We start from the raw sequence: 19,138 nt of genomic DNA, 5'->3' as shown, positions 1-19,138 counted from the left end.
AAAGTTAAAAATTAATTCCATCGATTATTGTTAAACTGATTTTTTTTCCAGTATAACATCATTAAAAAACCAGCAACTGCACCGCCAATATGTGCAAAATGTGCAATTCCTGTTCCTCCGCTTCCAAATAATGAACTTCCTTTAAATCCTAAAAACAAATCGATTGCCAAAATTCCAGGAACGAAATACTTTGCTTTGATTGGAACCGGAATAAATAACAAAGCAAGCTGTGCATTAGGAAACATAAAAGCAAACGCAGTCAATAAACCATAAATTGCTCCGGAAGCACCTAACACAGGGGACTGTACAATTCCGGCTGCCTGTCCTAAAACATTAAATTGTTCTTGAGTACAATGTGCGTTTTTTAGAATAGCTGCAACCTCACCTTGTATAATTTCGCCAGATTCATATCTTGTATTCAAAATCAAATGAAGGTCAGCTTTAGATAAATTTAAATCTGACACAGAATTTAAAAGAGATTGTAATTGCAGATAATTCACTCCTGTATGAAGCAATGCTGCTCCAAGTCCGCAGGAAATGTAGAAAAACAAGAATTTTTTTCCTCCCCAAAAATGCTCTAGCGCAGAACCAAAACTATATAATGCAAACATATTAAATAAAATATGGGCAAAGTTTGGTAATGGTGCATGCATAAACATGTGGGTAATAACCTGCCAAATCCTAAAATTATCGCTTTCCGGATAATACATTGAAAAATATTCATAAGAAACCGGCACCAGCTGAGCACCAATAAAAAATATAATATTAATAATTAGCAGTTGTTTAACTACTGGAGTCATATTCATCATAAGGCAAACTTTTTATCTATATCTTCAACACGCATAGTGATGAAGGTAGGTTTTTGAAAAGGTGAAATATTAGGATCTTTACAAGCAAACAAACCGTTTACTAAATTATCTTGTTCTTTTTCGGTTAAATAAGATCCTGTTTTAACCGCTAAACTTTTTGCCATCGATTTAGCAATGGTATCATTTTGACTGTAGCTGCTTGCCGGAATTCCGTCCTGCAAATCGCTTAGTAATTGTTCAATTACAATAGAAACTTCACTTTCGGTAATGTTTACCGGAATTCCCGAAATTACAATATGATCTGTTTTTGCTTCTTCAAAAATAAATCCGGTTGTTTCTAACGAAGGCTTTAATTCTTCGATTAATTTCATTTCTGCAGAAGAATAAAATAAATCTAAAGGAAAAAGCAATTTCTGACTTGAAGCTTGGTTCACAGTCATATTCAACAAAAATTGTTCGTATAAAATACGTTGATGCGCACGCTGCTGATCAACGATTATCATTCCTGATTTTATTGGCGAAACAATATATTTTTTATGAATTTGATACGTTTTCTGAGCTGCCTGTTCAACTTCATCATCATTAAATAAAGATGATGTTACTTCTTCATTTTCGAATGTAAATGGTGAACTTTCGATACTTTCAGCATTTTCTGTATCTAAACCAACATACAAACTTTCCCAGCTTACTGTTGGCTCTACTCTTTTTGAATAGCCTGAATAAGACGAAGATGAATTTGAAGAGGAAGAAGATCCTGAACTATAACCAGAACTTGATCCTGAACCCGCTTTTGTGTAATGTTGATTGGTTTTATCATCTGTAAAAGGATTAAAAGTTCCATCAACCTGAATTGTTGGCACTTCTGCTTCTACATCTTTATAATGATAAGGTGTATCTAAATTTGAATCTCTGTCAAAATCTAAAACCGGAGCCACATTAAACTGCCCTAAACTATGTTTGATCGAAGCTCTTAAAATAGCATATAAGGCTTGTTCATCATCAAACTTAATTTCGGTTTTTGTGGGATGAATATTGATATCGATTGTATTTGGCGGAACTTGCAGATATAAGAAATAACTTGGCTGAGAACCATCTTTCAAAAGTCCGTCATAAGCTGCCATAACCGCATGATGCAGATAACCGCTTTTTATGAAACGATCGTTTACAAAAAAGAACTGTTCTCCCCTGTTTTTCTTGGCAAATTCTGGTTTACAGACAAATCCCTGAACATTTATAATTTCTGTATCTTCATTTACTGGAACTAATTTTTCATTGGTTTTACCAGACATAATCCCAACAATACGCTGACGATATCCTGCCGCAGGAAGATTATACAATTCGCTTCCGTTATGATAAAAACTAAAATGAATATTTGGATGCGCTAACGCCACGCGTTGAAATTCATCCATTACATGGCGAAATTCAACTGTATCTGATTTTAAGAAATTACGACGCGCCGGAATATTAAAAAACAAATTCTTAACAGCAAATGATGTTCCTTTTGGTAAAACAGCCACTTCCTGCGAAACAAATTTACTCCCTTCAATAACAATATGTGTTCCTAGTTCATCCTGTTCTTGTTTAGTTTTCATCTCCATGTGTGCGATTGCCGCAATAGAAGCCAATGCTTCGCCGCGAAAACCTTTTGTAGCAAGAGAAAACAAATCTTCGGCCTGGCGAATTTTTGATGTAGCGTGACGTTCAAAACACAAACGTGCATCTGTAACGGTCATTCCCACGCCATTATCAATAACCTGAACTAATGATTTACCGGCGTCTTTTATAATCAATTTAATATCAGTTGCCTTTGCATCAACAGCATTTTCTAACAGCTCTTTTACAACTGAGGCGGGTCTTTGAACCACTTCTCCAGCAGCAATTTGGTTAGCAACGTGATCAGGAAGTAATTGAATAATACTCGACATTGAAAATTTTAGATTGTAGATTAACGATTTAAGATTTTTGATTTAAATCTAAACCAAGCTGCACAAATTTAGTGAATTTATACTGGCTTTTTGAATATGTGAAATCATAAAAAAAACAAAAAACCTATACTATTATGACACAGTATAGGTTTTAATATTTTAAAACAAATGTGTTTTTATTCGTTCTCTATTTTTCTTGGAGAATCTTCTATCTGAAGTGCACCAGAAGTCAATAAAGGCTGATTAAAAGGATGCGAGATAGAGGCCTGCTGGCGAATGTATGCCATTTTTATGGCAGCAATTGCAGCTTCAGTCCCTTTGTTTCCGTGAGCACCGCCGCTTCTGTCAATTGACTGCTGCATATTATTATCTGTTAAAACACAAAAAATAACCGGAATATCTGTTTGAACATTCAAATCTTTAATTCCCTGCGTTACACCTTCACAAACAAAATCAAAATGCTTGGTTTCTCCTTGAATTACACATCCAATTACGATTACTGCATCAACGTTTTGTGTTTGAAGCATTTTTTTTGCACCATAGATAAGCTCAAAACTCCCTGGTACATTCCAGCGAATAATTTGCTGCGCGGGAACATCACAATCAATTAGTGCGTCAAAAGCGCCATTGTAAAGTCCTTCTGTTATAACATCGTTCCACTCAGAAACAACAATCCCAAATCGAAAGTCTTTCGCATTTGGGATTGTGTTTTTATCATATTCTGATAAATTTTTATTTTCAGTAGCCATCTTTAATATTTAAGATTTTAGAATTTTGATTTCAGATTGTAAAAATACAAATCTAAAATCTAAAATCTTAACTCTACAATAATATTATTGCGCTAATCCAATCAAGGCATCAACAGCACCAGCTTCTGGAGCTGCATCGAAGTTATCTTTAATATCGTTTAGATATTTTAAAGCATCTTCTTTTTGACCTAAAGCAATTGCTGTTTTAGCAGCTTTTAACAAGAAACGAGGTGTTGTAAAATCGTTTTTGTTAGCCTCAGCAGCTTTTACATAATAGTTTAAAGCTTCTTTTTGATTGTTTTTTTGAGAGTAAGCATCTCCAATTGCTCCTTTAGCCAGAGCGCTTAAGATTAAATCATCTGATTTAAATTCTCCTAAATACTTAATAGCATCATCAAATTTACCTGTATTTAAATATGCCATACCAGCATAGTAATTTGCTAAATTTCCAGCGTCAGTCCCAGAATATTCGTCAGCGATTTTTACAAATCCAAATTTACCTTCAGACCCGTTTAATGCTAATTTATACAATGAATCACTTGCAACACCATCAACAGCTTTTTGAAAGTTCTGTTGTGCAACAAACATTTCGTTTGCAGCTTCGTCTTGTTTAGGATTTTCAATAAATTTTTGGTAAGCCAAATAACCAATAGTAGCAACTGCAATACCAGCAACTAAACCAATAATGATTTTTTGATTTTTAGCAACCCAATCCTCAGTTCTTGAAGCAGTTTCATCTAATTTAGAAAAAACACCAGCTGTTGTGCTGTCTTTTTCGTCAATAATTACCTGTTGTTCTTCATTTACTTCTTTAACTTCCTTTTCTTTTGGTGCTTTATATCCTCTTTTATTGTAAGTAGCCATTTAAAATTAATTTAGTGAACGGCAAAAATAAAATTTTTCTTGAAACTGAGGCAAAAAAAATCAATTTTATCACTATTTTAAAACAAATATTTTTAATAATCCTAACTCCTTTCGCATCAGCACCAAAATAAATCAACTTGAAACGCACCAAAAGTCCTTTATATCGATAATTTTCGATAATTTGCACCCTCAAATTTTTGATGTTTCAAATAACATTTTTCTGAGCTAAAGCTTGGTTTTAGCCACAGATTTCACAGATTTTCACAGATTAAAGAGTCTCTGTAAAAAAATCTTTTTAATCATTTTAATCTGTGGCAGAAGAAAAAAGGCAGCAAATTAATAGAAAACATCAAATTTTATCTTTTTAGAAGTCTCTTAAAAATGCATTTAAACAAAATTTCTTTATTCAATTATAAAAATTTCGCTGAAGCCAGTTTTGATTTCGACATCAAGATCAATTGTTTTGTTGGAAAAAATGGAATTGGAAAAACCAATGTACTAGATGCCATTTATCATCTGGCTTACGGAAAAAGTTATTTTAATCCGCTGGCGATTCAAAATATCAAACACGGAGAGGAGTTTTTTGTCATTGATGCCGAATTAGAAAAAAACGACAGAACAGAACAAATTGTCTGTAGTTTAAAAAAAGGCCAAAAGAAGATTTTAAAAAGAAACGGAAAGGCTTATGATAAATTCTCAGATCATATTGGTTTTATTCCGCTCGTAATTATTTCTCCTGCTGACCGTGATTTAATTGTTGAAGGAAGTGAAACACGCCGTAAGTTTATGGACAGTGTTATTTCGCAGTTAGATTCGACTTATCTGCATCAGCTTATTCAATATCAAAAAGTAATTGTACAGCGAAATGCACTTTTAAAATATTTTGCGCTCAATCATACTTTTGATAATGATACCTTATCTATATATAATGAGCAGTTAAATGAATACGGAAAATCGATTTTTGAAAAGAGAAAAGATTTCCTGGAACAATTTATACCTATATTTAATGTACATCATCAAGCAATAACCGGTTCTGAAGAAACAGTTCAGTTAGTTTATGAAAGTCATTTGTTCGAAAAAGATTTGTTGACACTTTTACAGGAAACCATCAATAAAGATCGCGCACTGCATTATACAAGTTCTGGAATTCATAAAGACGATTTGTCTTTTGAAATTGATTCGCATCCCATAAAAAAATTCGGATCTCAGGGACAGCAAAAATCTTTTTTGATTGCATTAAAACTGGCTCAGTTTGAGTTTTTAAAAAAACAAAGCGGTGTAAAACCTATTTTATTATTTGATGATATTTTTGATAAGCTGGACGAAACCCGTGTTGCCAAAATTGTCGAAATGGTAAACAGTGAAACTTTTGGACAGCTTTTTATTTCAGATACACACCCGGAACGAACTGAAGCAATTGTAAAATCTACGCATCAAACCTATAAGATATTTAATTTATAAAGTTTTTTTTGCCACTAATTACACGAATTTTCACGAATTAAAACTTTGTCAAAGTTGTGCGATAAGCAATTAAAAAATTAGTGTAAATTCGTGTAATTAGTGGCAAACTTAAAACAACTGCAATAAAAACACATAATATGCTTACGAAAGAATCATTACAGTTTTTAGACGATTTAAAAAAGAACAACAATAGAGACTGGTTTCAGGACAATAAAAAGCGTTATGAAATCTTCAAAAAAGATTATCATCAATTAGTGAGTGATTTTCTGGATGTAATGAAACCTCTTGATCCTTCGCTGGAATTATTGGAAGTTAAAAACTGTACTTTTAGAATTAACCGAGACATTCGTTTTTCTAAAGACAAATCTCCTTATAAAGCACATTTAGGCATCTGGCTTTCATCTGGCGCAAAAGGTCTAAACCGTTCGGGATATTATGTTCATATTGAAAAAGGAGCTAGCTTTATAGCAGGAGGATTTTATTCGCCTGAAGCGGAGGATTTGAAAAAAGTACGTAAAGAAATTGCTTTTTTCCATGATGATTTAGAAGCTGTTTTAGCAGATAAAAATTTCAAAAAAGAATTTGGAAGTTTAGATGTTGATGAAAATAATTCGCTTAAAAATCCGCCGAGAGGTTACGAAAAAGATCATCCGGCTATTGAATTTTTAAAGTTGAAAAGTTTTACAGCTTCCCAAAAATATGATATTTCTGAAGTGACTCAAAAAGATTTCGTTTCAAAAATGAGTAAAAAACTGATTGCTTTAAAACCTTTAAACGAATTCATAAACCGTGCTTTAGACACTGATGAATCTTAATTTTATCTGCCACAGATTTCACAGATTAAAATGATTTTTTTTCGCTACGCCCCGAGCGATAGCGAACAGGTGAAGCAATTACACAAATTAGCACTAATTAATGAATTTGACAAAATTTTTTAAACTTTGTCAAAATTAAACCAATCACAATTAAAAATTTGTGGAAATTTGTGCAATTCGTGGCAACTTTACTATAAATCCTTTTAATCTGTGAAATCTGCGGCAAAAAAACTCATTTAATGAAAAGAAAAATACTTTTTCTTGGTGAATCATATCGCGCCGATGCTATAACCTGGACGAAAGGCTTGAAAGAATTTGGCGATTTTGAAATAATTACCTGGGAACTTCAATCTCCCAGCAATTCAAAACTTAACCGATTCAAACGCATTTTAGAATATTTCTTCGCTCCTGTTTCGATTCGAAAAATAATCAGGACAGCAAAACCAGATATGGTTATTGCCGAAAGAACTACAAGTTACGGATTTCTAGCTGCTTTATCTGGCTCAAAAACTATTGCTGTTGCACAGCAAGGCCGAACTGATTTATGGCCGGAAAATTCTGTTTTATATCCATTTAAGAAATTCATTCAGAAATATGCTTTCAAAAAAGCGCACTTAATTCATGCCTGGGGGCCAGTTATGACGATTTCCATGAAAGCCATTGGCGTTGACATGAACAAAGTTTTGGTTCTTCCCAAAGGGATTGATTTATCGCTTTTTACACCTTCAGCAAACCATTCAAATAAAATTGAAGCGATTGTTACGAGATCGCTGCAACCGGAATATCGACATGATTCTATTTTAAAAGCATTTGGTATTTTACATCAAAAGGGAATTGATTTCTCGCTGACTATTGTTGGCGATGGAACAAGGCTGCAATTTTTAAAAGATTTAGCTAAAGAACTGCAAATCGAAAACAAAGTAATTTTTACAGGAAGAATCCCAAATACAGAACTGCCAAAATTATTACAGCAATCGAATATTTATATCAGCATGCCAATTACCGAAGGTGTTTCGGCATCATTATTTGAGGCTATGGCCTGCAATTGTTATCCTGTAGTTTCAGATATTCCGGGAAATCAAAGCTGGATTACGCATCGTGAAAACGGACAATTAATTGAAATTGATAATATTGAAATGCTTGCCGATGAATTAATTTGGTCTTTTGAAAATCCTGAATCCCGAAATGAGGCAATTATTCGAAATAGAAAATTTGTAGAGGAAAATGCTAATTATAATATTAATATGAAGGTTATTGCGGATAAATATCATGAACTTTTAGATTCCCGAAAAGCAATTTAACCGCAAAGAACACAAAGTTTTACGCAAAGTTCGCTAAGGTTTATGCCCTTAGCGTAAAACTTTGTGTTCTTTGCGGTTAGAAAAAAATTATAATCCTTACTTTTGACCTCAGATTAAAAAGCCTTTTACACATGCATATCCAATCCAATTTTTCTTTAAAAAACTATAATACTTTCGGCATAGAAGCCAAAGCTAAAAAATTTACTGCAGTACACTCTGTTGAAGAACTGAAAACTATTTTAGAAAAAAACAAAAACGAGAAAAAATTTATTCTTGGCGGCGGGAGCAATATGCTTTTAACAAAAGATATTGACGCATTGGTTATTCATATCGATTTAAAAGGCAAAAAGATTATTAAAGAAGACAATGATTTTGTCTGGGTTGAAAGTCAGGCTGGCGAAGTATGGCATGATTTTGTACTTTGGACAATCGACAACAATTTTGGCGGATTAGAAAATATGTCTCTAATTCCGGGAAATGTCGGTACAACTCCTGTTCAAAATATTGGTGCTTACGGAACTGAAATTAAAGATACTTTTGTTTCCTGCGAAGCGATGAACATTGAAACTCAGGAAATAAAAACTTTTACCAACACCGAATGTAATTTTGGTTACCGCGAAAGCATTTTTAAACACGAAGTAAAAGATCAATTTATTATTACTTCGGTAATTTATAAATTGACAAAACGCAATCATAAAATCAATACATCTTATGGAGATATTTTGGCTGAATTGGCTAAGAATAATGTCTCTGAACCTACTTTAAAAGATGTAAGCAACGCTGTAATTGCTATCAGGCAAAGCAAATTACCTGATCCTAAAGAATTAGGAAACAGTGGCAGTTTCTTTAAAAACCCCATTTTATTGAAATCTGATTTCGAAAAAATCCATCAAAAATTTCCTGAAATGAAGTTTTATGAAGTTTCTCCAACCGAAGTAAAAGTACCTGCAGGATGGCTTATTGAACAGGCAGGCTTTAAAGGAAAACGTTTTGGTGATGCCGGAGTTCATAAAAATCAGGCTTTGGTTTTAGTAAATTACGGAAACGCAACCGGCCGGGAAATTTTAGACGTTTCAAAACAGGTGCAGCAAACAGTTTTTGAAATCTTCGGTATTCAAATTGAAGCCGAAGTAAATGTGATTTAAAAAAACTCATACTTTACAAGCTTACCAACCAAACCTTAATGAAAGAATTAAATATCAAAGTTATTTTACTCCAAATATTCGGAATGATTTTCCTTATAAATGGTATTCTGCAGCTTAGATTTTATACAGTATCTGAAAAAATCATCTGGGCAGAAACACATTCTCAATATCAGCACTCACAATACTGGAATAAATTATTACCCGCAGATGAAGGTGTTTTTAACTTTTGGCCAAGTGTATATGTCTGGATATTTTTAGGTTCATTGATTGGAATTGCTATACTTTCTTTTGTAAACTGGAAGAGTAAACTTTCATCACTCAATTCAATTATAGTTGCAATTGTATTATACATTCTGTTAAGAGTTAAGTTTTTCAGAAAAGAAATAGTATCACAATTATTTCGTCCCGTTAGAACCTTATTTTCTGATGATTTTGGAACACAATGTTTAATCGAAGGAATAATTTTTACTTTTATCGGTGTTACTATTTTATACCTAAGCGTAATTCAAATTTATTTGAACTCAAAAAAATTGAGCTGAAATTTAAACTGATGATTAAAAAATCTTCCTTATAAATTAACAACATCAAAAACCGAAAAAGTTATAGAAAGTACCTTTGAATTATCAACAAATCTTTATCTTCGTTTTGAAAAATTCAAGAATTCATATTGATGCTGAAGTGAACGCAGTAACAAAAAAATCTTGAAAGCAAATTCAGAAAATGTACACACCAGAATTATATAAAGATGAAGATCCGGAATCAATCAGAACTTTTTTAAAAGAGAATAGTTTTGGAATCCTAATCAATCAGACTAACGAAAAATTATGTGCAACGCATATTCCGATAGAATTAGAAATTAACGCTGATGGAAAAGAAATCCTTCAAGGGCATATTTCTAAACTGAATCCACAAGCTGAAGGTTTTGCAGAAAACGACCAGGTTTTAGCCATTTTTACAGGTCCGCATAGCTATATTTCATCCTCTTGGTACGATCATGAAAATGTTCCAACATGGAATTATATAGCTGTACATGTTTACGGAAGAATCAAAATTGTAGATTACACCACAACTGTAGAGCAGCTCAAAAAGCTTGTTGACAAATACGAAGCAAACTCTGAAAACCCAGTTCGCGTTGAAAATTTATCTGCCAAAACCATGCGCGAAGCCAGAGGGATTTTTGGTTTTGAAATAGAAATTAATGAAATTCAGGCCACTAAAAAATTGTCTCAAAACCGCGACGACCACAATTATAAAAACATAATTTTGGAGCTGGAAAAAACAGAAAACCCTCAGTCTATTGCTATTGCAAAAGAAATGTCAAAATGCCGAAAGTAAATTAGGATTAAACATTGAAAATTAGGAATTCATAACTACCTTTGTTCTCGCAAAATTTGGAACATTAACAGACATTAAGACCATATGCTTATAATTTTACTTTACTTTTTTATTGCTATTGTTTTTATTCAACTTTTCTATTATTTAGGGATTTTTGGAAAATTTGCTTTTGGTAAACCTCAAGATGTTAAACCAAAAAATGTTCCGGTTTCTGTTATTGTCTGTGCAAAAAATGAAGAAGAAAACGTAAAGAAATTTATTCCGTTATTAGCAGAACAAAATTATCCTGATTTTGAAATTGTTTTAATTGACGATGCATCGAGTGATGAAACCCTTGAAGTATTTGAAGAATTTGAGCAAAAATATCAGAACATCCGCTTGGTTAAAGTTGAAAACAACGAAGCTTTTTGGGGAAATAAAAAATACGCTTTAACCTTAGGAATTAAAGCTGCAAAAAAAGAATACTTATTATTTACAGATGCAGATTGTTATCCTACTTCGAAAGAATGGATTACTACAATGGCTTCGCAATTTACCACAGAAAAAACTATAGTTTTAGGTTATGGTGGCTATGAAAAAATAGAAAATTCTTTATTAAACAAAATTATTCGTTTTGAAACTGTTTTAACTGCTGTTCAGTATTTTTCCTGGGCAAAAGCAGGACTTCCGTATATGGGTGTTGGGAGAAATTTAGCTTATAAAAAAGACGAATTTTTCAATGTAAATGGTTTTATTGATCATATCCAGGTACGTTCCGGCGACGATGATTTATTTATCAATCAGGCTGCAAACAAATCGAATACTACAATATCATATACACCGGAAAGCTTTACTTATTCAAACCCAAAAGAATCTTATAAAGACTGGTTTACACAAAAACGAAGACACGTTTCTACGGCTGAACATTATAAATTTTTTGATAAATTTCAATTAGGACTTTTCTTTGTTTCACAATTATTTTTCTTTTTATTAGTTATAATCCTGCTGGCTTTTCAGTTTCAGTGGATTGCTGTTGCAGCAATTTTAGCAACACGTTATACTGTAGTTTGGACAGTAATTGGCTTTTCTGCAGGAAAACTCAAAGAAAATGATATTAAAATTTGGTTTCCTGTATTAGAAATTGCGCTTATTATAACGCAAATTAATATCTTTATAACTAATATTTTTTCAAAACCTGTATATTGGAAATAAATTCTAAAATAGAAAAAGCAAAAAAAGGTGACCAGGTCGCCTTTACTTTTTTATTAGATTATTTTTGGAATGAAGTTTATGGCTTTATGCTTAAACGCACAGAAAATGAAACTACGGCAGAAGATATCACCATTGAAACTTTCTCAAAAGCATTCGATAAAATAGGTTCTTATAACCCCGAATTTCAGTTTAACACTTGGTTAATTGCAATTGCAAAAAATGTTTATATTGATTTATTACGTAAAAAGAAAACCAATCTTTTTATAGAAATCACTGATACTGAAGATCAACAGGCATATAATATTGCCGACACTACTCCATCTGCAGAAGACGCATTAATTAAAGAGCAGAACCTCTCCCGTTTGCTTTTATGCATCAAAGAATTAAAACCCCATTATCAGGAAGTGATTCATCTTCGTTATTTTCAGGAAATGTCCTATCAGGAAATTGCCGACAAAATTAATGAGCCTCTAAGCAGCGTAAAAGTGAAATTACTTCGTGCTAAAAAATTATTGGCAGAAATCATCGAGCGTAATAGATAATTTATTATCTTTAGAAAAAGAATAAAATATAATCATATTTTTTCTTAAAAAAATAATTTATTCACACACTAAAACAACAACTTCTGCGTTGTTTGCTAAAACCCAATTCCATATCGCGTATGATTTAAAGTTACTTAACCTTAAAATCCAAAAATCATGACTAAATTAAGCATCTATGAAAACAAGTGGATCGATCTTGTTTTCGAAAACAAAAACAAAGAATACGGAGCGTACCAATTACGCCAGGAAAACTCTAAAACAACAGTTACGGCATTATTTATGGCCTTGTTGTTACTAACAGCCTTAGGAAGTGTATCGATGCTGATTAATAAATTTAGAACACATGATCCTGTTGAGGAACCAGTTCCTTTTGACCCTGTTATTCATTTAACAGATGTTGACCCAATAGTAATACCAAAAACAACGGAACCTATTGCTCCTCCAGTGCAATCAACTGAACCGGCGGCACCAATAGTAGAGTCAAGCCAATTGACACATCCGGTTATAGTAACATCAGATCAGGCAACACCAGACATTGCACCTAACATTAATAACACTCCTCATGTAGACAATGCTACAGGGACAGATGGAACGGTAGTAAATGCAGTGCCAGGAACTGGCGGTGGAGAACCAGCAATTGCTGATTCAGGCAGCAATGGAACAACAATTGTAAACACAAGTGTTTTAGACAAATTACCAGAGTTCCCTGGAGGAATTAAAAAGTTTTACACTTATGTTGGTAACAATTTTACAAAACCAGAATTGGATGCAGAAAGAACTTTGCGTGTTTACGTTTCATTTGTAATTGAAAAAGACGGTACAATGACTGACATTATTGTTAAAAACGATCCAGGATTTGGAATGGGAAAAGAAGCTGTTAGAGTTTTAAAATCATTAAAAACAAAATGGGCTCCGGGCATATTAGCTGGAAAACCAGTTCGTACGGCGTACAATCTTCCAATAACAATACAAACAGGACAAACTGAATAAAAATAAAATATAGAAAAAGAAAAAGCAGAATTTAGGTTCTGCTTTTTTTATGGCTAAAAATAGAATTTCACCATTAAGAGATTAAGAAAAATAAGTTGAGCTTCTAATCCAAGTCTTAATTTTTCTTAATCTCTTAATGGTTAGAAAACTTTTTTATTCTCCATTTTACTTATTTTTACAAGATATTCAAAGACAATTAATCAATTTAAAAACAATAAAATGGGAATATTTTCAGCTCTTATGGGCAATGCCGGTACAGTAAGTCAGGAAGATTTACTTAAAAAATACGGTCAGCTTTTAACCGATAACGAAGAAATTGAAATGGGATTCAAACTTATTCGTGATACTTTTATCTTCACAAACAAAAGATTAATTTTAGTAGATGTTCAGGGATTAACAGGTAGTAAAACAGAATACAAATCTATCGCTTACAAAAGCATTACTCGTTTTAGCGTAGAAACAGCCGGAACATTTGACCTTGATGCCGAACTAAAAATCTGGGTGTCAAGTGAATTAAATCCTAGTATCGTAAAACAATTTAATAAATCTGTAAACGTATATGATGTTCAAAAAGTTTTAGCACATCATGTTTTAGGTTAATTATAAAATAAAAAACGGCAAATCTAAGACTTGCCGTTTTTACATGATATCAAAAACTATTTTTTCTTTGTTGTTGTCTTCTTTGTTGTTTTTTTCGCAGTTGTCTTTTTAGGAACTGTATTATCGATTTTTTGCTGAACGTATGGTTTATATACTCCATCTTTTTCTGCTCTTGCCTTTGCATCATCAGCTCTTTTCTTAGAATCAGGATGCGAACTCATCATTTGATCAATAAATGAAGCTTCGGCTCCTTCACTCATTTTAGCTAAAATTCTGAAAGCAGATTCTTCAGCATTTACATTATAACCGTTTTTCTTTAAGAAGTTATAAGAGTATAAATCAGCTTCTGTTTCTTGTTTACGGCTGTGTTTACTATCGATTAAAGCACTTCCAATTTTTCCTAACTGGCTGTCTGTTACTGCAGATATTTTAGCAGATTGTGATGATGCTCCATCAATTAATGCTTCTTTTTGGTAAGCCGCACGCATCGCATCTCTTGAATCATTATTAGCAACGTGACCAATTTCATGGCCAATTACGGCTAATAATTCGTTATCATCCATGATATCCATTAATCCTGAATACACACGTACACTTCCATCTGCAGTTGCAAAAGCATTTACTTCTTTTAATTTATATACTTTATAATTTAAAGTAAAACCATCACCTGCTGTATGTTTTCCAAAAATTCTATTTAATCGCAAAGTATAACCATCATTTGGTCCTGCTACTTGATTTTCGGTATCTAATTTAGCTACTGCTTCTTTTGAAAGTGTTGCGGCATCAGCATTTGTTAAAGTGAAAGCTGTTACACCTTTCTGAACCGCTCCTATCGCTTTTTCACCTAAATTAATCTGTGCATTCATTTTTGTAAAACCAAAAACAACAAACAAAACCCCTAATGCGATAATTTTCTTTTTCATATCTAATTCAATTTACAATTTAACACCAAATGTATTACAAATAAAATTTCAAAATAAATTCTTTTAAGTTTATTTTATAACAATTAAAGGTATAAAAATTAAACGAGTAATAATCAATCAACTATGAATATTAATATTCTAAGATTTAAAATATAGAGAAAAGACACAATGCAAAACCGTTTTATTTCACAAAACACAGCTTTTTAACTTTCCAGCAAAACAATCCTCATTTTGCCAGACAAAAACAAAAGTTCATATTTTCAAAATAACCATCAAACAAATCATCAAATAAACAACATTCCGTATCTTTGTGTTCTGATTTATGATATATGGAAACAGTCATTGAAAACATACCGCCTGCAAAACCGAAATGGTTAAAGGTAAAATTACCAATTGGACAAAAATATACTGAACTGCGCGGTTTGGTTGACAAATACAGCTTAAATACGATCTGCACCTCTGGAAGCTGCCCAAATATGGGAGAATGCTGGGGAGAAGGAACAGCAACTTTCATGATTCTAGGAAATGTATGCACCCGTTCCTGCGGTTTTTGCGGTGTTAAAACCGGACGCCCGGAAACGGTAGATTGGGACGAACCTGAAAAAGTAGCGCGTTCTATAAAAATTATGAATATTAAACATGCTGTAATTACAAGTGTTGACAGGGATGATTTAAAAGACGGAGGCTCTATCATTTGGATGGAAACTGTAAAAGCAATCCGTAGAATGAACCCAAATACTACTCTTGAAACTTTGATTCCGGACTTTCAGGGAATTGAAAGAAATATTGACAGAATTGTTGAAGCAAATCCTGAAGTAGTTTCTCATAATGTTGAAACCGTTCGCCGTTTAACCCGCGAAGTTCGTATTCAGGCAAAATATGATCGCAGTTTAGAGGTTTTACGTTATTTGAAAGAAAAAGGAATAAACAGAACCAAATCTGGAATTATGCTTGGTCTTGGCGAAACTGAAGAAGAAGTTTTTCAAACCATGACCGATCTGCGTAATGCAAATGTTGATGTTGTTACCATTGGTCAATACCTGCAGCCAAGTAAAAAACATTTGCCGGTAAAGGAATTTATAACCCCTGATCAATTTGCAAGATATGAGAAATTTGGTCTTGAATTAGGATTTCGTCATGTAGAAAGCGGACCGCTTGTTCGTTCTTCATACAAAGCACAAAAACATATTTTATAAAAAAGTTTAACTGTTTAATCGTCAATTTGTTTAACCGTACTCCGATTAAATGATTTACCGATTAAACAATTAAACAAATAAACAAAACATTGAAAACAAGAATTGCTATTAATGGTTTTGGAAGAATTGGAAGAAATTTATTTCGTCTTCTTATAAATCATCCTGAAATTGAAGTTGTTGCAATTAATGATATTGCAGATAATAAAACCATGTCGCATTTAATAAAATACGACAGTATACACGGAGTTCTGCCTTTTCCTGTAAGTTATGATGAAACAGGAATTATTATAGATGAGAAGCATTATTTATTTTTTCATGAAAAAAATATTTCAAATCTGGACTGGAAAAGTCAGGCAATAGATTTTGTAATTGAATCGACGGGGAAGTATAAAACGCATGAAGAAATAAATGCGCATATTGAAGCCGGAGCAAAAAAAGTGATACTTTCTGCACCATCAGAGGTTGATACTATCAAAACAGTAGTTCTTGGAGTTAATGAAAACATACTAGACGGAACAGAGAATATTGTTTCAAATGCAAGCTGTACGACAAATAACGCCGCTCCGATGATAAAAATCATTGAAGAGTTATGCGGAATTGAGCAAGCATACATTACAACGATACATTCTTACACGACAGACCAAAGTCTTCATGACCAGCCACATAAGGATTTACGCAGGGCTAGAGGTGCAAGTCAGTCAATTGTTCCAACAACTACAGGTGCAGCTAAGGCATTAACAAAAATTTTTCCTAAATTGCATGAAAAAATAGGAGGCTGCGGGATTCGTGTCCCTGTTCCCGATGGTTCATTGACAGACATTACATTCAATGTTAAGCGCGCTGTTACTATTGAAGAAATTAACATTGCATTTCAAAAAGCCTCAAAAACAAATTTAAAAGGAATATTAGATTACACAGAAGATCCTATCGTTTCTGTTGACATAATTGGCAATACACATTCGTGTTTGTTCGACGCACAATTAACTTCTGTCATTGATAAAATGGTAAAAGTCGTGGGTTGGTATGACAATGAAATTGGCTATTCATCAAGATTAATTGATTTGATTTTACTGATAAGAAAAACATAAGATTCATTGTAAATGCACTGCCATACATGAAGTACTATCTTTTATCTGTTGTTTGTTTTTTTAATTCATTTTTGTATTCTCAAATCAAACAGAATACAGACAGTGTTTCCTATTATAATAAACTGGCAAATAAAAAACTAAACAGCAAAGAGTACAGTCAGGCCGTTTTTTACACTAAAAAATCAATTGATTTTTGCGAAACTAATGACATCCCTGAAAATTTAGCCAACCAAACTTTTAAGCTTGGAAAAATTTACTACAACCAGCGGAAGTATGACGAAGCATTAAAAAACTTTCACAAAAGTGTTTCTTCATTTGACAGCGTAAAACCAACTTGCACTAAAATCTTAGCATTCCAATATATTGGAGCAGTAAATACCGCAAAAGGTGATTATAAAACTGCAGATATTTATTATGCAAAAGCCCAAAAACTTTTAAAACAGCTTGGCATTGTTGATAGTTCTGAAATTTTAGATTATCAAAAAGCGCTCGCATTTAAAACAAATAAAAATTTTCGTTTAGCTGCCAAAACCTTCCAAAAAATCATCAGAAAACCAGATAATCCATTGATTTTAGAAACCAAAAGTGATTCTTATTATCAACTTGGATTAATTGAAGCACAGCTTAAACGGAATGATTCTGCTATGATTTATTTTGAAAAAGCTCTTGATTATACTGATAAAACAAATAATCTTTCGCAAAAATCAAAAATAACTTTAGCAATAAGTCAATATTATAAACAAAATAGAAATTTTGATTTAGCTTATTCTTACTTAGATGAACATTATCAGTTAGAAAATTATATTCTAAAATTAAAAAATGCGAAAATAGATTTTAACGAATTTCAAAAATTCAAAAAAAATCAAACCTTAAACAATACGCTTAAACGAGAAAGCGAAGAAAAAATCCAGCTAAAAACGTATCGTTATTCTAAATTAGTCAGTATTTTGGCGATTGCCTTAATTTCGATTCTATCACTTTTGAGTTTAGCATTGTACAAAAACAATATTATTCGAAATCAGAATAATTTACTTTTAAGAGAAAAAAACAAAGAACTTATCCTGGCAAAAAATAAAGCCGAAAAAGCATCAAAAGCAAGATCAGAGTTTTTATCAACTGTAAGTCATGAACTGCGGACGCCTTTAAATGCGATTAACGGAATCACACATTTACTTCTTGAAGATAATCCAAAAAAAGCACAGTTAAAATACTTAGAATCGCTAAAATTCTCAGGAAATTATCTTACTACTTTTATAAACGAAATTCTTGAAATTAATAAAATTGACTCAACTAAAGTTGAAGTTGAAAACATTAGTTTTAATTTAAAAGAATTACTTTTTAATATTCAAAGTTCTCTAAAAGAACTGGCAACGGCTAATAAAAACTATTTCAATCTCGAAATTGACGATGCAATTCCAGACAGTTTAATTGGCGACCCTACCAAATTATCTCAAATTATATTAAACCTAATTAACAACGCACTAAAATTTACACAAAACGGAAATGTAAATGTAATTGCGAAATTATTTGCACAGGAAGATGAAAATGCAACCATTTATTTTGAAATAGTCGATACCGGAATTGGTATTCCCGAAGATAAACTGCAAACCGTATTTGAAAGTTTTTCACAAGGTTCTATTGAAGTAAATCGAAAATATGGCGGCACAGGATTAGGGCTTACGATTGTTAAAAAGTTAATCGAACTTTTAGGAGGTGAAATCAAACTAAAAAGTGAAGTTGGCAAAGGATCAACTTTTACTTTCAAATTAAATTTTAAAATTAACAACGAACCTTTGGAAGCGGTTACAGAGGAAAAACCATATAACGACAAACAATTAAAACACAAGTCTATTTTACTGATTGAAGACAACAAAATCAATCAAATGATTACGCGTAAAATGCTTGAAAACAAAATGATTTGCTGCGAAATTATCGACAATGGCGAAGATGCAGTCGAGCTTTTAAAAGTAAAACGTTTTGATATGATTTTAATGGATGTGCATTTGCCCGGAATTAACGGAACTACTGCAACACAGCAAATACGGGACTTTGATAAAACAACTCCTATTATTGCATTGACAGCTATTTCGCTTGACGAAAACAGGGATATGCTTTTATCTTTTGGAATGAATGATGTAATTACAAAACCTTTTGTTCCCGACGAGTTTTACAGTACAATTGCTAAGTTTTTTGATTAGTAAAAG

At 32.6% G+C, this 19,138-nt stretch carries 18 protein-coding genes; 13 read left to right on the top strand and 5 right to left on the bottom strand.

Going from position 1 to position 19,138, the window contains the following annotated elements; genetic code table 11:
* Positions 1–11 precede the first annotated feature (11 nt).
* From LUU93_RS10360 to LUU93_RS10345, 4 genes are all read right to left on the bottom strand, one after another.
* Positions 12–809, bottom strand: coding sequence for a rhomboid family intramembrane serine protease (locus LUU93_RS10360; protein WP_232680927.1), 798 nt, complete (start codon positions 807–809; stop codon positions 12–14).
* A complete protein-coding gene (mutL, locus tag LUU93_RS10355) occupies positions 806–2,734 on the bottom strand; it encodes a DNA mismatch repair endonuclease MutL (RefSeq protein WP_232680925.1) in 1,929 nt (642 codons plus the stop codon). The genes LUU93_RS10360 and mutL overlap by 4 nt, the downstream gene beginning before the upstream one ends.
* Before the next feature lie 176 nt (positions 2,735–2,910).
* The gene (gene ribH / locus LUU93_RS10350) at positions 2,911–3,483 is read right to left on the bottom strand and encodes a 6,7-dimethyl-8-ribityllumazine synthase (protein ID WP_232680924.1); all 573 of its coding nucleotides are present in this window, start codon (positions 3,481–3,483) and stop codon (positions 2,911–2,913) included.
* 84 nt (positions 3,484–3,567) lie between these two features.
* Positions 3,568–4,347 (bottom strand): tetratricopeptide repeat protein, encoded by a 780-nt coding sequence (locus tag LUU93_RS10345; protein ID WP_232680923.1) that lies wholly within the window; start codon positions 4,345–4,347, stop codon positions 3,568–3,570.
* A 381-nt stretch (positions 4,348–4,728) separates the two neighbouring features.
* Between LUU93_RS10345 and recF the strand changes: the two genes are divergently transcribed.
* The 10 genes from recF (at position 4,729) to LUU93_RS10295 (ending at position 13,727) form a co-directional block, all read left to right on the top strand.
* Positions 4,729–5,808: a DNA replication/repair protein RecF gene (recF, locus tag LUU93_RS10340; protein ID WP_232680921.1), complete on the top strand. Its 1,080-nt coding sequence runs from the start codon at positions 4,729–4,731 to the stop codon at positions 5,806–5,808.
* Between the two features lie 137 nt (positions 5,809–5,945).
* The gene (locus tag LUU93_RS10335) at positions 5,946–6,623 is read left to right on the top strand and encodes a DUF2461 domain-containing protein (protein WP_232680919.1); all 678 of its coding nucleotides are present in this window, start codon (positions 5,946–5,948) and stop codon (positions 6,621–6,623) included.
* A gap of 239 nt (positions 6,624–6,862) precedes the next feature.
* Positions 6,863–7,924, top strand: a complete 1,062-nt coding sequence (locus tag LUU93_RS10330) for a glycosyltransferase (protein ID WP_232680917.1) — start codon at positions 6,863–6,865, stop codon at positions 7,922–7,924.
* 131 nt (positions 7,925–8,055) lie between these two features.
* Positions 8,056–9,069 (top strand): UDP-N-acetylmuramate dehydrogenase, encoded by a 1,014-nt coding sequence (gene murB, locus LUU93_RS10325; protein WP_232680916.1) that lies wholly within the window; start codon positions 8,056–8,058, stop codon positions 9,067–9,069.
* Between the two features lie 38 nt (positions 9,070–9,107).
* Complete coding sequence (locus LUU93_RS10320) at positions 9,108–9,608, top strand: hypothetical protein (protein WP_232680914.1); 501 nt, start codon at positions 9,108–9,110, stop codon at positions 9,606–9,608.
* A gap of 181 nt (positions 9,609–9,789) precedes the next feature.
* On the top strand, positions 9,790–10,404 hold the full coding sequence (locus LUU93_RS10315) for an FMN-binding negative transcriptional regulator (protein ID WP_232680912.1): 615 nt from the start codon (positions 9,790–9,792) through the stop codon (positions 10,402–10,404).
* A gap of 84 nt (positions 10,405–10,488) precedes the next feature.
* Entirely contained in the window at positions 10,489–11,595 is a 1,107-nt protein-coding gene (locus LUU93_RS10310; protein WP_232680910.1) for a glycosyltransferase, read from the top strand.
* On the top strand, positions 11,586–12,137 hold the full coding sequence (locus tag LUU93_RS10305) for an RNA polymerase sigma factor (RefSeq protein ID WP_232680909.1): 552 nt from the start codon (positions 11,586–11,588) through the stop codon (positions 12,135–12,137). Before LUU93_RS10310 ends, LUU93_RS10305 begins: the two co-directional genes overlap by 10 nt.
* A gap of 156 nt (positions 12,138–12,293) precedes the next feature.
* Complete coding sequence (locus LUU93_RS10300) at positions 12,294–13,127, top strand: energy transducer TonB (RefSeq protein WP_232680907.1); 834 nt, start codon at positions 12,294–12,296, stop codon at positions 13,125–13,127.
* A gap of 219 nt (positions 13,128–13,346) precedes the next feature.
* The gene (locus LUU93_RS10295) at positions 13,347–13,727 is read left to right on the top strand and encodes a PH domain-containing protein (RefSeq protein ID WP_012022332.1); all 381 of its coding nucleotides are present in this window, start codon (positions 13,347–13,349) and stop codon (positions 13,725–13,727) included.
* A 56-nt stretch (positions 13,728–13,783) separates the two neighbouring features.
* Here LUU93_RS10295 and LUU93_RS10290 read toward each other — a convergent pair whose 3' ends face one another.
* Positions 13,784–14,650, bottom strand: a complete 867-nt coding sequence (locus LUU93_RS10290; protein WP_232680905.1) for a M48 family metalloprotease — start codon at positions 14,648–14,650, stop codon at positions 13,784–13,786.
* Between the two features lie 329 nt (positions 14,651–14,979).
* Between LUU93_RS10290 and lipA the strand changes: the two genes are divergently transcribed.
* The 3 genes from lipA (at position 14,980) to LUU93_RS10275 (ending at position 19,132) form a co-directional block, all read left to right on the top strand.
* On the top strand, positions 14,980–15,846 hold the full coding sequence (gene lipA, locus LUU93_RS10285) for a lipoyl synthase (RefSeq protein ID WP_232680903.1): 867 nt from the start codon (positions 14,980–14,982) through the stop codon (positions 15,844–15,846).
* An 89-nt stretch (positions 15,847–15,935) separates the two neighbouring features.
* A complete protein-coding gene (gene gap / locus LUU93_RS10280; protein ID WP_232680900.1) occupies positions 15,936–16,934 on the top strand; it encodes a type I glyceraldehyde-3-phosphate dehydrogenase in 999 nt (332 codons plus the stop codon).
* A gap of 26 nt (positions 16,935–16,960) precedes the next feature.
* Positions 16,961–19,132, top strand: coding sequence for a tetratricopeptide repeat-containing hybrid sensor histidine kinase/response regulator (locus LUU93_RS10275; RefSeq protein ID WP_232680898.1), 2,172 nt, complete (start codon positions 16,961–16,963; stop codon positions 19,130–19,132).
* Positions 19,133–19,138 lie beyond the last annotated feature (6 nt).

Origin of the sequence: Flavobacterium soyae (genome assembly GCF_021245985.1) — a bacterium.
In the GTDB taxonomy this organism is placed as follows: Bacteria; Bacteroidota; Bacteroidia; order Flavobacteriales; family Flavobacteriaceae; genus Flavobacterium; species Flavobacterium soyae.
The sequence above is the reverse complement of the archived record's forward strand: the minus strand, read 5'-3'. Positions and strand labels throughout refer to the sequence as shown.

What these genes read in the sequence shown, in the direction of transcription:
- LUU93_RS10335 (WP_232680919.1), top strand. Translation starts at nt 5,946, where the DNA reads ATGCTTACGAAAGAATCATTACAGTTTTTAGACGATTTAAAAAAGAAC.
- LUU93_RS10360 (WP_232680927.1), bottom strand. Translation starts at nt 809, where the DNA reads ATGATGAATATGACTCCAGTAGTTAAACAACTGCTAATTATTAATATT.
- LUU93_RS10330 (WP_232680917.1), top strand. Translation starts at nt 6,863, where the DNA reads ATGAAAAGAAAAATACTTTTTCTTGGTGAATCATATCGCGCCGATGCT.
- recF (WP_232680921.1), top strand. Translation starts at nt 4,729, where the DNA reads ATGCATTTAAACAAAATTTCTTTATTCAATTATAAAAATTTCGCTGAA.
- LUU93_RS10290 (WP_232680905.1), bottom strand. Translation starts at nt 14,650, where the DNA reads ATGAAAAAGAAAATTATCGCATTAGGGGTTTTGTTTGTTGTTTTTGGT.
- LUU93_RS10275 (WP_232680898.1), top strand. Translation starts at nt 16,961, where the DNA reads ATGAAGTACTATCTTTTATCTGTTGTTTGTTTTTTTAATTCATTTTTG.
- LUU93_RS10300 (WP_232680907.1), top strand. Translation starts at nt 12,294, where the DNA reads ATGACTAAATTAAGCATCTATGAAAACAAGTGGATCGATCTTGTTTTC.
- LUU93_RS10345 (WP_232680923.1), bottom strand. Translation starts at nt 4,347, where the DNA reads ATGGCTACTTACAATAAAAGAGGATATAAAGCACCAAAAGAAAAGGAA.
- mutL (WP_232680925.1), bottom strand. Translation starts at nt 2,734, where the DNA reads ATGTCGAGTATTATTCAATTACTTCCTGATCACGTTGCTAACCAAATT.
- LUU93_RS10295 (WP_012022332.1), top strand. Translation starts at nt 13,347, where the DNA reads ATGGGAATATTTTCAGCTCTTATGGGCAATGCCGGTACAGTAAGTCAG.
- lipA (WP_232680903.1), top strand. Translation starts at nt 14,980, where the DNA reads ATGGAAACAGTCATTGAAAACATACCGCCTGCAAAACCGAAATGGTTA.
- LUU93_RS10315 (WP_232680912.1), top strand. Translation starts at nt 9,790, where the DNA reads ATGTACACACCAGAATTATATAAAGATGAAGATCCGGAATCAATCAGA.
- LUU93_RS10310 (WP_232680910.1), top strand. Translation starts at nt 10,489, where the DNA reads ATGCTTATAATTTTACTTTACTTTTTTATTGCTATTGTTTTTATTCAA.
- murB (WP_232680916.1), top strand. Translation starts at nt 8,056, where the DNA reads ATGCATATCCAATCCAATTTTTCTTTAAAAAACTATAATACTTTCGGC.
- LUU93_RS10320 (WP_232680914.1), top strand. Translation starts at nt 9,108, where the DNA reads ATGAAAGAATTAAATATCAAAGTTATTTTACTCCAAATATTCGGAATG.
- ribH (WP_232680924.1), bottom strand. Translation starts at nt 3,483, where the DNA reads ATGGCTACTGAAAATAAAAATTTATCAGAATATGATAAAAACACAATC.